We start from the raw sequence: 12,653 nt of genomic DNA, 5'->3' as shown, positions 1-12,653 counted from the left end.
AGCCGCTCGCCGAGCCGGGCCAGCCGGCCGCCGTCCTCGGCGCCGGTGCCGCTCGCGCCGTCCGCGCCGTCCGCCAGGGGCGCCGCGGACCCGCCGTCGTCCACCACCTCGATGCCGACGCGACCCGCGCCGTGCCGCACCAGGACGTCGACGCGGCTGCCCGCGCCGGCGTGCCGGAGCACGTTGGTCAGCGACTCCTGCACCACCCGGTACACGGTCAGCGCGAGCCCGGCGTCCGGGGGCAGCGGCGGCCCCGCGGTCGTGAGGTGCACCGTCAGCCCCGCCGCGCGGAACTGCTGCACCAGCGACTCCAGGTCCTGGGTGCCGGGCTGCGGCTCCAGGGGGACGTCCGCGCCGCGCAGCACGCCGAGCATCCGCCGCATGTCGCCCAGCGCGGTGCGCCCGGTCTCCGAGAGCAGGTCGAGGGCCTCCTCGGCGCGGTCGGGGGAGCGGCGCACCGCCGTGCGCGCCCCGTCCGACAGGGCGATCATCACCGTCAGGCCGTGCGCGACGACGTCGTGCATCTCCCGCGCGATGCGGGTCTGCTCCGCCGCGGCCGCCAGCCGGGCGCCCTGCTCGCCGACGTCCACCAGCTGCTGGTGCCGCTGGACCAGCGCCCGCACGTGGAGCCGCCGACCGCGGACGTTCGCCCCGACCGCCAGGGCCACCAGCCCGCCGAGCAGGAACGCCGGGGTGTCGCTGGCCGCCGTCGACTCCGGGCCGGGCGTGTACACGGTGTCGTCCGGGCCGGTGACCGTCACGTCCGACGCCGCGGGCTGGATCGCGCCGCCCCACAGCAGCAGCGACCCGAGCACCAGCGCGCTGGCCGTGCCGAGCAGCAGCCACCCCCAGCGCTGCGGCCGGGTCGCCGCGACGACGTACAGCGCGAGCGCGAACCCGACGTCGAGCGCCCCGACGTGCCCGGACACCGCGACGTGCACCAGGGTCAGCACCACGAGGGTGACGGTGACCCGCACCGGCCACCGCCGCCGGAACCACAGCACCACCAGGGCGAGCACGGTGAGGGCGAGCGACAGCGCCGCCGCCGTGCCCGTGGCCCGGAAGTCGTCCGTGTCGAACCCGAGGTTCGGCCCGGCGCCGTCGACGGCCGGCCCCACGTCGGACACGGCGCTGAGCGCGAAGAGCACGCACACCAGCACGTCCGACGCGCGCGGGTGCTGCGCGAAGTACCGCCGGACGCGCCCGAGCCGGCGCGCGTCCAGCTCGGTGAACGTCGGGGCGTCCTGGCTCACGGGGTGGTCCTCCTGGGGATGGGGCATCGCCCACGGATTCTCGTACGCCCCCGCCGTGGAGGGGCGGGCGACACGAGGATCCGTGGGCGACGGGTGGCTACGCGTCGCGGCGCTTGGCGAGCACCAGGGCCGCCGCCAGAGCGACCACGCCCCAGGCGACCAGGACGCCGTAGCCCTCCCACGCCGACAGCACCGCGTCCGGGCTGCCGGTCTGCACCAGCTGCGAACCGGCCGACATGGGCAGGTACGGCGAGATCTTCTCGAAGAACGTCCACGGGATCATCGACAGGATGCCCTCGACGACGAGCAGCAGACCGAGCACGGTCGCGAGCGCCCCGGCGGAGTGCCGCAGCAGCGCGCCGATCGCGAACGCCAGCAGCGCGATGGCCGTCAGGTACAGCGGCGCGCCGATGAAGATCCGCTGGTTGACCGAGTCCGCGAGGTCCACCCGGTACGTCTCGCCCAGCACGGGGTAGGTGACCGCCCAGGACAGCACCGTGCCGACCACGCCCGTCACGAACGCGACGACCAGCAGCACGAGGCCCTTGGCGAGCAGCGCGGGCGTCCGGGTGGGCGCCGCGGTGAGGGTGCTGCGGATCATGCCGGTCGAGTACTCCCCGGTGATGGTCAGCACGGCGAGCACGCAGATCGCGAGCTGCGCGAACTGGATCCCGCCGACGAGCTCCCCGGCGGTGAACCGGCCGACCTCGACCCCGGCCTGCTCCATCTGGTCGATGCCGAAGTACGCGATCAGCCAGGCGATGCCGGCCTGCGCGATCACCGTGATCGGCACGACCCACCAGGTCGAGCGCACGGACCACAGCTTGATCCACTCCGAGCGCACCAGGCGCGGGAAGGTGACGCGCACGTCGGACGAGGCGACGCGGGCGGCGGCCCGGCCGGACGGGACGGACGGGTTGGTGGGGACGGTGGCGGTGGCGCTCATCGCCGGGCCTCCTGCGTGGTGGTGCCGGCGGTGGCCGGCGTGACGGACTGGTACTCGACGTCGTCGGCGGTGAGCGACATGTAGGCGGCCTCCAGCGACGCGGACACCGGCGTGAGCTCGTGCAGCACCAGGCCGTCGCGGGCGGCGAGCTCGCCGATGCTCGCGGCGGTCGCACCGACGACCTCCAGCAGGCCGGACTCCACGGAGGTCACCGTGACGTCCGGGCCCTGCAGCGACTCGGCCAGGCGGCCGGCCTGCGGCGTGCGGACTCGCACCCGGGTGCCCGAGGCGCCCGCGACGATGTCCGCCACCGGGGCGTCGGCGATGATCCGGCCGCGCCCGATCACGAGGATGTGGTCCGCGGTCACCGCCATCTCGCTCATCAGGTGCGAGGACAGGAACACCGTCCGGCCCTCGGCCGCCAGCCCCTTGACCAGGTTGCGCACCCACAGCACGCCCTCCGGGTCCAGGCCGTTCACCGGCTCGTCCAGGATCAGCGTGCGGGGGTCGCCGAGCAGCGCGGCGGCGATGCCGAGGCGCTGCCCCATGCCGAGGGAGAACCCGCCGACCCGCTTGCCCGCGACGTGCTGCAGGCCGGTCATCTCGATGACCTCCGCCACGCGGCGCTTGCCGATGCCGTGCGTCGCGGCGATGGCCCGCAGGTGGTTCGTCGCCGAGCGGCCGGTGTGCACGGCCTTCGCGTCCAGCAGCGCGCCGACCTCGGTCAGCGGGGAGCGGTGCTGGGCGTACGGCTTGCCGTTCACCGTCACGGACCCGGACGTCGGGCGGTCCAGGCCCATGATCATCCGCATCGTCGTCGACTTGCCCGCCCCGTTCGGGCCGAGGAAGCCGGTGACCCTGCCGGGCTCGACGGTGAAGTCGATGCCGCCGACGGCGGTCTTCTTCCCGTACCTCTTCGTCAGTCCTCGTGCCTCGATCATCGTTCCCTCACTGGGTGCGGCGGTTGGTACGACTCGAACCTACGGATCGCGTGCACGCGGCGGAACGTCCGCTCGACCGAACCTCGCGCCCCGGGCCCTCATCCCCACGGATGACCCGGCGGCCCCGGACCTCGCCCACGGGGATGGTTCCGGCCCCCGACCAGGCCCGGGGAACTCCTGGAGGGCATCCGGCGTTCTACGCTCTAGCACGACCGCCGGCTCGAACCGCGAACCGACTCCTGGAGGACCCGATGAGCAACCCGGTGTTCAACAACAGCGCCGTCTTCGGCGACCCGCGTGCGCGCGGCCGTCGCCCGCAGGGTGGTGCCGCGACGGGCACCGCTGCTCCGTACGGCACCGCGCCCTACGGCACCGCCGGCTCCGACGGCCCCGTGATCGAGGGCCAGACGCTCGAGCAGATGTACGGCGCCCCCGCCGCGACCACCCGCGACACCGGCCGCCTCACCTACGACGACGTCATCGTCAAGACCGGCGGGCTGCTCGCGCTGCTCGTCGTCGTCGCGGCGGCGACGTGGAACTTCGCGCCCGGCCTGTGGCCGATCGGCGCGATCGTCGGCCTGGTGCTCGGCCTGGTCAACGCGTTCAAGAAGAACCCCAGCCCCGCGCTGATCATCGCGTACACGGCCGCGCAGGGCGTGTTCCTCGGCGGCATCAGCCTGGCGTTCCAGAACATGACGTTCGACGGGCAGAACGTCCAGCCGATCGTGTTCCAGGCGGTCGTCGCGACCATGGCGACCTTCGGTGCTGCGCTGTTCCTGTTCAAGTCCGGCAAGGTCCGGGTCACCCCGAAGTTCACCAAGTGGCTGATCATCTCGATGGTCGGGTACCTGGCGTTCTCGGTCGTCAACCTCGTGATGTCGTTCTTCGTGGCGAGCGACGGCTTCGGTCCGCTGCGCAGCGGGTGGCTCGGCGTCGTCGTCGGCCTCGTCGCGGTCGGCCTCGCCGCCGCCAGCCTGATCATGGACTTCGACTCCATCAAGCGCGGCGTCGAGCAGGGCGTCCCGGCGAAGTTCGCCTGGTCGGCGGCTTTCGGCCTCATCGTCACCCTGGTGTGGCTGTACCTGGAGATCCTGCGGATCCTCGCGATCCTGCGTGGCAGCGACTGACCCGCTCCGCGACCGGCGACGGCCCGCGCACCCCTCGGGGTGCGCGGGCCGTCGTGCGTCCGGGACCTGTCCTCGCCGGGGACCCGGGCGGGGGAACCGGCGGAGGACGTCGGGCTACCCGGCGGTCGGGTCCGGCGACGGGAGCCCGGCGAGCGCCGCCGCGGCCCCGTCGGCGAGCAGCACCGCAGCGTGCCCCGCGACCTCGGCCACGAGCCGGTCCAGGCGCGGGTCGTCGGCCGGGAGCATCCCGGTGCCGACGACGACGCCGCGCACCCACCCCGGCAGGTCGTCCTCGTCGCAGGTGTCCCGGACGAGGGCCAGCAGGACGGGGTCGTCGGCGGGCTCGAACCCCGCGGGGCCACGCCGCCCGGAGTCCAGAACCAGCAGCGCCGCGAGCGCCAGCGCCGTCGCGGGGGCGTCACGCCCGGCGGCCCACGCGTCCAGCAGCACGGGCAGGTTGCGCGCCCGGTACTTGGACAGCGCGTTCAGAGCGATGTCGGCGAGACGGTGCTCCAGGTACGGGTTGGTGAACCGCTCCCGGATGCCCGCGGCGTACGCGCGCAGCGCGTCCGGGTCGCCCGGCAGCGAGGGCAGCACCTCGGCGTCGAGCAGCCGGTCGAGGTACCGCGCGACGTCCGTCCGCTCGGCCGTCTCGCGCACCGTGGTGCAGCCGAGCAGCAGCCCCAGCGGGGTGAGCGCGGTGTGCAGGCCGTTGAGGACCCGGACCTTGCGGTCCCGGACCGGCCGGACGTCGTCCACGAAATCGACGGGCAGCCCGGCCCGGTCCAGCGGCAGCAGGTCCCGCAGCCCGGCGTCGCCGCCGATCACCCAGGTCCCGTAAAGCTCGCCCTTGACCACGAGCTGGTCCGCGTAGCCGATCCCGGCCTGCACCGCGTCGATCTCGTCGCGCGGGTACCCCGGCACGATCCGGTCCACGAGGGTGTCGTGGAACGTGCACGCCTCGTCGACCCACGCGACGAACTCCGCGGGCAGGTCGTGCTCGGCGGCGTGCGCGAGCACGTACCGGCGCAGGGTGCTGGCGTTGTCCTCGATCAGCTCGCAGCACACGACGTGCAGCCCCGCGGCGGGGTCCCCGTCGAAGTGCCGGAACCGGTCGAGCAGCAGGGCGGTGACCTTGGCGGGGAACGACGCGGGCGGCCGGGCGGTGAGGTCCTCCCCGGGGACCCACGCGATGCCGGCCTCGGTGGTGTTGGACACCAGGACGCGCAGGTCGGGGGAGAGGTACGCCTCGCGATAGGCGTCGAACTGCTCGTGCGCCCGCACGACGCCGCGGATCGCGGTGACCCGGGTGACCTCGCGGACGGGCTCGCCGTCGCGGACACCCTCGAGCAGCACGTGGTACATGCCGTCCTGCTCGCGGAGCAGGTCGACCGCCCGGTCCGGTCCGGGGGTGGCGTGCACGACGGTGATGCCCGAGGTCATCACCCCGGCGTCCACGGCGCGCTGCACCATCTGGTCGACGAACGCGCGCAGGAAGTTGCCGCCGCCGACCTGCAGCACCGAGACCGGCAGGGGCCCGCGGGCGACGGTGGTGGCGTCCACGTGCGGCAGCCCGGACGCCTCCGGGGCCGAGCGCGCCGGTCCGGCGGCGGGTGCGGCGGGGGTCGGCGTCATGCGGGCTCCTCGTAGGCGCGCAGCGGCAGGCGGTAGGCGAGGTCCACGGCGGTCTCCAGGGCCTCGTCCAGGTCGAGCCGGTGCTCGGCCACGAGCCGGGCCAGGTACCCGGCGTCGATCCGGCGGGCGAGGTCGTGCCGGGCGGGGATGGAGACGAACGCGCGGGTGTCGTCCACGAACCCGGAGGTGTTCGCGAACCCGGCGGTCTCGGTGACGGCCTCGCGGAACCGGCGCATCGCGTCGGGCGCGTCGAGGAACCACCACGGCGCCCCGAGCCGCACCGCCGGGTACACCCCGGCCAGCGGCGCGAGCTCGCGGGAGAACGTCGTCTCGTCGACCGTGAACAGGATGGTGCGGAACCGCGGGTCCCGCCCGAAGGCCGACAGCAGCGGCTGCAGGGCGCGGGTGTACTCGGTGGCGACGGGGATGTCGTACCCGCGGTCCGGCCCGAAGGCCGCGGCGATCCCGAGGTCGTGGTCGCGCAGCACCCCGGGGTGGATCTGCATGACCAGGCCGTCCTCGGCGGACATCGCGGCCATCTGGAACAGCATGTGCCCGGCGAACGCCTCGGCCTGCGCGGCGGTGACCTCGCCCCGGCGGGCGGCGGCGTAGATCCGGGCGGCGTCCTCGTCGGGCAGCGGCGTGGTGCCGGTGCCCCGCAGCCCGTGGTCGGTGGCGCGCGCGCCCGCCGCGCGGAACCGGCCGCGCTGGGTGCGCAGCGCGCTGAGGTAGCCGGCGTAGTCGCCGACGTCGGTCCCGGTGACCTCGGCGAGCAGGTCCAGCCCGTCGGACCAGCCCGGGGCGTCGACGGCGAGCAGGGCGTCGGGCCGGAACGTCGGCAGGACGCGTCGCCCGAGGCCGTCCGCGGCGAGCCGGGTGTGCCCGTCGAGGTCCGACCAGGCGGGGTCGGTGGTGCTGATGACCTCGATGCGGAACCGGTCCAGCAGCGCGCGGGGCCGGAACGCGGGGTCGTCGATGACGGCCTGCACCTGGTCGTAGAGCGCGTCGGCGGTCGCCGCCGAGGGGCGTTCGGTCACGCCGAACACCTCGACGAGCTCCGTCTCGAGCCAGAACCGGGTCGGGGTGCCGCGGAACAGCGGCCAGCCGGCGCAGAACCGGCGCCAGACCTCGCGGGGGTCGGCCTCGGCGGCGACGCCCGCGCCCGGACCGAGCGGCCGGACGCCGAGGTCCTGGATGCCCGCGCCCTGCGACGCGAGCATCCGCACCAGGTAGTGGTCGGGGACGACGAGCAGGTCGGCCGGGTCGGCGAACGGCCGGTCCTCCGCGAACCACTCGACGGGGACGTGCCCGTGCATCGCGACGACCGGCAGCTCGCGGGTGGCCGTGTAGATCTCGCGGGCGAGCGAGCGGGTGCCGGGGTCGCCGGGCAGCGCGCGGTCGGGGTGCAGGGTCCAGGGCGCGGCGGTCATCCGAGGTCCCCGAGACCGCGCCGGTGCTCCATCTCGGCGGCGAGCAGCAGGAACGGCCCGACGCCCTTGTGGTCGTTCGTGACCACCGGCTCGCTCATGTAGTACGCGTAGCTGCCGTCCCGGAACGGCTCGCCGCCGAGGCCGGCCACGTGGCACATGCGGTGCACGTTGACCCAGCCGCGGCCGTCGATGCTGAGGAACTCCCGGGTGGCGTGCTCCCAGCCCTGCTCGAGCGCCTGCTCCCAGTCGTCGCCGGCGAGGTAGCCGCACCGCAGGGACTTCGCGACCGCGGCGAGCACCATGAACGAGCCGGACGACTCCAGGTAGTTCAGCGGCCGGCCGGCCTGGTCGGGGATCTGGAACCACAGGCCGGTCCCCGGGTCGCGCACGGCCCGCAGCGCGGTGAGCACGTCCACGAGCTGCGTCGCGATCCGCTCCCGACCGGGGTGCGCGGCGGGCAGGTGCTCCAGGACGTCGGTCATCGCCATGACGAACCAGCCGAGCGCCCGCAGCCACACGTGCGGCGAGCGGCCCGTCTCGGGGTCGGCCCAGGACATCCGGCGGGACTCGTCGCAGGCGTGCCGGCACAGGCCCGACGGCCCCTCGAGGGTGAGGTCGTAGGCGGTGGTGAACTGCCGCACCACGTCGTCCAGGAGGTCGGTGCGCCCGGTGAGGACGCAGTACCGGGCGTAGAACACCGAGCCCATGTACAGCCCGTCGAGCCAGACCTGGTCGGGGTAGATCTGCTTGTGCCAGAACGTCCCGGCCCGCAGCCGCGGCTGCCGCTCGACCTGCGCGAACAGGCGGTCCGCCGCGAGCCGGTAGCGGGGGTCCCCGGTCTCGGCCAGCAGGTCGAGGACGGCCTTGCCGTTGTTCAGGTGGTCGAGGTTGTACTCCTCGCGGGAGTACCCACGGATCGTGCCGTCCTCGGCGACGAAGTGGTCGATGTTGCGCCGGACGTACGCGAGGTAGCGGGGGTCGCCGGTCAGCCGGTGCACGGCGTGCACCCCGTTGAGCATGAGGCCGTCCTCGTACTCCCAGCGGTCGCGCGGGTTCATCAGCGGCTCGCGGGCGAGCATGGTGTCGGCGCCCAGCACCGCCCACCGGGTGCCCTCGAAGCCGTAGCCGCTCCACGCGGGGGCGGTCGTCTCGGTCGTGGTCACGGGCGTCCCTCTCAGGCCATCGCGGTCACGGGGACCGCGTCCATGTCGTCGAACGCCTGGTTCTCGCCCGCCATCGCCCAGACGAAGGAGTAGGCGGCGGTGCCGACGCCGGTGTGCACCGACCACGACGGCGAGATCACGGCCTGCCGGTCGGCGACGACGAGGTGCCGGGTCTCCTCCGGGCGGCCCATGAGGTGCAGCACGCGGGCGTCCTGGGGGACGTCCACGTACAGGTAGCACTCGGTGCGCCGGTCGTGGGTGTGGGCGGGCATGGTGTTCCACATCGACCCCGGGTGCAGCGTGGTCATGCCCATGACGACCTGGCAGGAGCGGATGCCGTCGGCGTGGATGTACTGCCGCAGCGTCCGCCGGTTGGAGGTCTCCTGGTCGCCGAGCTCGCGGACGGTGCCGTCCTCGGGCAGGACCAGCGTCGTCGGGTACGCGGTGTGCGCGGGGGCGGACACCAGGTAGAGCTGCGCGCCGTCGCCGTCCGCGGCGTCGGCGAACGTCACGTCCCGCACGCCCCGGCCGAGGTAGAGGCAGGCGTGGGTCGGCAGCTCGTACCGCTCGCCGTCGGCGACGACGACCGCGGGCCCGCCGACGTTGACGACGCCGGCCTCGCGGCGCTCCAGGAACGTGCCGGCCCGCAGGTCGGCGGGCGCCTCCAGCCGCAGCGTCCGACCGTCGGGGACGACGCCGCCGAGGACCATCCGGTCGTGGTGGGTGTGCACGAGGCGGATCTCGCCGGGCACGAACAGGTCGGGGACGAGGTACTGGTCGCGCAGCGCGGCGGTGTCGGCGCGGGCGACGTGGTCGGGACCGGTGGCGTAGCGGTGCTCCATGAGGGGGCCTTCCTGGTGGTGCGGTCGGGGGTGCGGGCGCGGCGTCGCGATCAGCGGACCAGCCAGCCGCCGTCGACGGGCAGCACGGCGCCGTTGACGTAGTCGGAGGCGGCGGAGGCGAGGAACACGAAGGCGCCCTGCAGGTCGGCGGGGGTGCCCCAGCGCGCGGCGGGGATGCGCTCGAGGATCGCCCGGTCGCGGTCGGCGTCGGCGCGCAGCGCGGCGGTGTTGTCGGTCGCCATGTACCCGGGGGCGATGGCGTTCGCGTTGACGCCCTGGCTGGCGAGCTCGTTCGCGAGGGCCTTGGTCACGCCGGCGACCGCGTGCTTGGAGGCGGCGTAGCCCGGCACGAGGACGCCGCCCTGGAACGCCAGCATCGACGCGATGTTGATGATCTTGCCGCCGCCCTGCGCGACGTACCGGCGCGCGGCCGAGCGGGACAGGTGGAACACCGCGTCCAGGTTGATGGCGAGGACGTCGTCCCAGTCGGCGGCGCTGTGCTCCAGCACCGGGGCGCGGCGGATGATGCCGGCGTTGTTCACCAGCACGTCGATGCGGCCGAGCTCGTCGACCACGGACTGCACGTCGTCGTCCACGTCGTCCGGGGTGGCCGCGATCAGGTCGCGCTCCAGCACGACGCACTCGCGGCCCAGCGCCCGGACCTCGTCGGCGGTCTGCTCCGCGGCGGCGTGGTCCAGCAGGGCCAGGTCGGCGCCCGCCTCGGCGAGGGCGAGCGCGGCGCCCCGGCCGAGGCCGCGCGCGGCGCCGGTGACGAGGGCGACCTTCCCGTCGAGGCGGAAGGAGTCGAGGATCACGGGAGACCTCCAGTGGTGGTGCGGGTGGGGGTGGGCTCGTCGGCGGTGCGTGCGCCGGGGGACGCGGGCGGGTCGACGAAGGTGGTGGTGAGCGCGCCGAGGCCGGTCACCCGGACGGTGACGGTGTCGCCGTGCCGCAGGGGACGGTGCGCGTCCGCGGCCTCGGGGAGCTTCGCGGGGGTGCCGGTGGCGATGACGTCGCCGGGCTCGAGGGTGAGCAGCTGGCTGAGGTGGTGCACGAGGAACGCGGGGGAGAACACCATGTCGTCGGTGCTCGCCCGGGCGGTGACGACTCCGTCGCGCTCCACGGTGAGCTCGCGGCCCGCCAGGGGCAGCGCCTCGTCCGTGGTGACGACGGCGGGCCCGAGCGGTCCGAACCCGTCGGCGCACTTGCCGAGCGCCCACTGCGAGGTCCGGCGCTGCCAGTCGCGCGCGGACACGTCGTCGTACAGGGTCAGGCCGCCGATGCACGCCTCCGCCTCGTCCAGCGGGACCCGGTGCGCCCGCCGGGCGAGGACCACGGCGATCTCGCCCTCGTAGTCGACCTCGTGCGCGGCGGGCGGCAGGACGACGGGGTCGTCGGGGCCGCCGAGCGTGTTCGGGGTCTTCACGAAGACGTTCGGGTGCGCGGGCCGCTGGGCGGGGTCGGCGTCCCGCCCGAGGTGGCCGACGTAGTTGTGGCCGACGGCGTACACGGTGCCCGGGTGGACCGGCGGGAGCAGGCGCACGGCGGCCCGGTCGAGCAGGTCCGCCGGGCGGGCGGCGTCGAGGGCGGCCTGCGCGGCGGCACGCACGGCGGGGTCGGCGAGGACGTCGAGCACGGACCGCCCGGGCAGGGCGGGGCCGAGGTCGAGCACGCGGTCGCCGTCGGGTGCCGGGACGAGCACGCCGGGCCGGGCAGCGCCGCGGACGAGGTGGCTGACGAGTCGCACGGGGTCTCCTTCCGGGGGGAGGGGCAGGGCCGGATCGGGCGGGCGCGAGGTCCGGCGCGGCGTGCGTCGGGGAGGTGCGCGGCCGGGCGGCCCCGAGGACGGGGAGACCCCCGGGCCGCCCGACCCCGCGGTCAGGAGATCGCGGCCGAGACCTCGTCGATCCAGCGCTTCGCGGCCTCCTCGGCCGTGAGCCGCCCGAACAGCAGGTCGGAGTTGATGCGCTGGGTGATCTGCGTGGTCTCGCCCGAGCCGACCGGCGGCACCGGGGTGCCGTCCACGACGGTCTCGGAGATGTCGGTGACGAACTCGGCGCCGACCCGGTCGGCGTCCGACAGCAGCGGGAGGATCGCCTCGCGCACGTCCTCGTTCGACGGCAGGCCGCGGTCGGCGAGGATCAGCTCACCGGCCTCGGTGGAGTTGATGAGGAAGTCGACGAGCAGCGCCGCCTCCTCCGGGTGGTCCGAGCCCGCCGCGACCGAGTAGTACATCGTCGGCTTGAGGTAGGTGCCGGTGCGCTGGGCGTCGGCCTCCCCCGGCGGGCGCAGCAGCACGAGGTCGCGACCCGCGGCGCTCTGGATCGCCTCGAGCTGGTTCGACCAGAACCACGCCATCGCGCCGGCGTTGGTCGCGGGGAGCGAGCCCTCGACGCCCTGCGCCTGCACCTCGGTCGAGACCGAGGCGGACGGCTCGCCGCCGGACGCCTGCAGGTCGAGGGAGCGCTGGAACCAGGAGGCCACGGTCGCCTGCGAGACGCCCACCTCGCCGTCCTCGGTGAAGACCTCCTCGCCGTTCTGCCGGGCGATGATCTTCAGCACGACCTCGAGGAAGCTGTAGTCCTGCACGCCGTAGTACTCGCCGTCGCTGCCGGCCGAGATCGCCGCCGCGACCTCCTCGTAGTCGTCCCACGTCCACGTGGTGTCGTCCGGCAGGTCGACGCCCGCCGCCTCGAACGCGGCGGGGTCCGCGACCGGGGCGTGCACGCTGACGCCCGAGGCGACGCCGACCAGCCCGTCGTCGGTGGTGCCGGAGTCGAGGATCGCGTCGTCGATCGCGCTGGTGTCGAGCCCGAGCTCGTCCAGGTCCGCGAGCAGGCCGCGGTTCGCGTACTCGGCGAGGAACCGCTCCTCCTGGGTGATCACGTCGGGCAGGTCGCCGCCGGCGGCGCCGACGTTGAGCTTCTCGAAGTAGTTGTCCCAGCTGGTGTAGTCGGGCTGCACGGAGATGTGGGGGTACTTCGCCTCGAACGCGTCGATCACCTCCTGGGTGACCTGCTGGCGGGTGTCGGAGCCCCACCACGAGAACCGGATGGTGACCTGGTCGTCGCCGGACCCGGACTGGCTGGTCGAGGGCGAGTCGTCCCCGCCGCACGCGGCGAGCCCGAGGGCGAGGGCCGCGGCGGCGGTGACCGCGGTGAGGCGGCGGGCGGGCGCGGAGCGTCCGAGAACCTGCATGGGCGTTCCCTTCGTGGTCGGCCGCGCCGTCGCGGCCGGGTGGGGGTGTCGGGCGAGGCGGCAGGGGCGTGCCGCCCCGCCCTCGGTCACGACCCGGCGGGGCGCGACCGGTCGGGGG

At 74.5% G+C, this 12,653-nt stretch carries 11 protein-coding genes; 1 reads left to right on the top strand and 10 read right to left on the bottom strand.

Annotated elements, in window-relative coordinates; all coding sequences use genetic code 11:
* From EBM89_RS09465 to EBM89_RS09455, 3 genes are all read right to left on the bottom strand, one after another.
* Window positions 1-1,253: sensor histidine kinase (locus tag EBM89_RS09465; protein ID WP_122149190.1), on the bottom strand; the 1,253-nt coding region annotated here is incomplete at its 3' end.
* 97 nt (window positions 1,254-1,350) lie between these two features.
* Window positions 1,351-2,199 carry an ABC transporter permease subunit gene (locus EBM89_RS09460; RefSeq protein WP_122149189.1) on the bottom strand — a complete coding sequence of 283 codons (849 nt, stop codon included), beginning with the start codon at window positions 2,197-2,199 and terminating at the stop codon, window positions 1,351-1,353.
* Window positions 2,196-3,140 (bottom strand): ABC transporter ATP-binding protein, encoded by a 945-nt coding sequence (locus EBM89_RS09455; protein WP_122149188.1) that lies wholly within the window; start codon window positions 3,138-3,140, stop codon window positions 2,196-2,198. The genes EBM89_RS09460 and EBM89_RS09455 overlap by 4 nt, the downstream gene beginning before the upstream one ends.
* Window positions 3,141-3,391: 251 nt before the next feature.
* On the opposite strand from EBM89_RS09455, the gene EBM89_RS09450 reads away from it, so the two are divergent.
* Window positions 3,392-4,267: a Bax inhibitor-1/YccA family protein gene (locus EBM89_RS09450; RefSeq protein ID WP_122149187.1), complete on the top strand. Its 876-nt coding sequence runs from the start codon at window positions 3,392-3,394 to the stop codon at window positions 4,265-4,267.
* Between the two features lie 114 nt (window positions 4,268-4,381).
* Here EBM89_RS09450 and EBM89_RS09445 read toward each other — a convergent pair whose 3' ends face one another.
* From EBM89_RS09445 to EBM89_RS09415, 7 genes are all read right to left on the bottom strand, one after another.
* A complete protein-coding gene (locus EBM89_RS09445) occupies window positions 4,382-5,902 on the bottom strand; it encodes a tagaturonate reductase (protein WP_122149186.1) in 1,521 nt (506 codons plus the stop codon).
* On the bottom strand, window positions 5,899-7,332 hold the full coding sequence (gene uxaC, locus EBM89_RS09440; protein WP_122149185.1) for a glucuronate isomerase: 1,434 nt from the start codon (window positions 7,330-7,332) through the stop codon (window positions 5,899-5,901). The genes EBM89_RS09445 and uxaC overlap by 4 nt, the downstream gene beginning before the upstream one ends.
* Window positions 7,329-8,495 (bottom strand): glycoside hydrolase family 88/105 protein, encoded by a 1,167-nt coding sequence (locus tag EBM89_RS09435; protein ID WP_233571648.1) that lies wholly within the window; start codon window positions 8,493-8,495, stop codon window positions 7,329-7,331. Before EBM89_RS09435 ends, uxaC begins: the two co-directional genes overlap by 4 nt.
* 11 nt (window positions 8,496-8,506) lie before the next feature.
* A complete protein-coding gene (gene kduI / locus EBM89_RS09430; RefSeq protein WP_122149184.1) occupies window positions 8,507-9,337 on the bottom strand; it encodes a 5-dehydro-4-deoxy-D-glucuronate isomerase in 831 nt (276 codons plus the stop codon).
* A gap of 50 nt (window positions 9,338-9,387) precedes the next feature.
* Window positions 9,388-10,152 carry a 2-dehydro-3-deoxy-D-gluconate 5-dehydrogenase KduD gene (gene kduD / locus EBM89_RS09425; protein ID WP_122149183.1) on the bottom strand — a complete coding sequence of 255 codons (765 nt, stop codon included), beginning with the start codon at window positions 10,150-10,152 and terminating at the stop codon, window positions 9,388-9,390.
* Window positions 10,149-11,084 carry a fumarylacetoacetate hydrolase family protein gene (locus tag EBM89_RS09420; RefSeq protein ID WP_122149182.1) on the bottom strand — a complete coding sequence of 312 codons (936 nt, stop codon included), beginning with the start codon at window positions 11,082-11,084 and terminating at the stop codon, window positions 10,149-10,151. The genes kduD and EBM89_RS09420 overlap by 4 nt, the downstream gene beginning before the upstream one ends.
* A 131-nt stretch (window positions 11,085-11,215) precedes the next feature.
* Entirely contained in the window at window positions 11,216-12,535 is a 1,320-nt protein-coding gene (locus tag EBM89_RS09415) for an ABC transporter substrate-binding protein (protein WP_122149181.1), read from the bottom strand.
* Between the last annotated feature and the right edge of the window lie 118 nt (window positions 12,536-12,653).

The organism is Cellulomonas triticagri (assembly GCF_003696205.1).
Lineage (GTDB): Bacteria > Actinomycetota > Actinomycetes > Actinomycetales > Cellulomonadaceae > Cellulomonas > Cellulomonas triticagri.
This window is presented reverse-complemented; position numbering and strand designations above follow the sequence as displayed.

What these genes read in the sequence shown, in the direction of transcription:
- uxaC (WP_122149185.1), bottom strand. Translation starts at nt 7,332, where the DNA reads ATGACCGCCGCGCCCTGGACCCTGCACCCCGACCGCGCGCTGCCCGGC.
- EBM89_RS09445 (WP_122149186.1), bottom strand. Translation starts at nt 5,902, where the DNA reads ATGACGCCGACCCCCGCCGCACCCGCCGCCGGACCGGCGCGCTCGGCC.
- kduI (WP_122149184.1), bottom strand. Translation starts at nt 9,337, where the DNA reads ATGGAGCACCGCTACGCCACCGGTCCCGACCACGTCGCCCGCGCCGAC.
- EBM89_RS09450 (WP_122149187.1), top strand. Translation starts at nt 3,392, where the DNA reads ATGAGCAACCCGGTGTTCAACAACAGCGCCGTCTTCGGCGACCCGCGT.
- EBM89_RS09415 (WP_122149181.1), bottom strand. Translation starts at nt 12,535, where the DNA reads ATGCAGGTTCTCGGACGCTCCGCGCCCGCCCGCCGCCTCACCGCGGTC.
- EBM89_RS09455 (WP_122149188.1), bottom strand. Translation starts at nt 3,140, where the DNA reads ATGATCGAGGCACGAGGACTGACGAAGAGGTACGGGAAGAAGACCGCC.
- EBM89_RS09460 (WP_122149189.1), bottom strand. Translation starts at nt 2,199, where the DNA reads ATGAGCGCCACCGCCACCGTCCCCACCAACCCGTCCGTCCCGTCCGGC.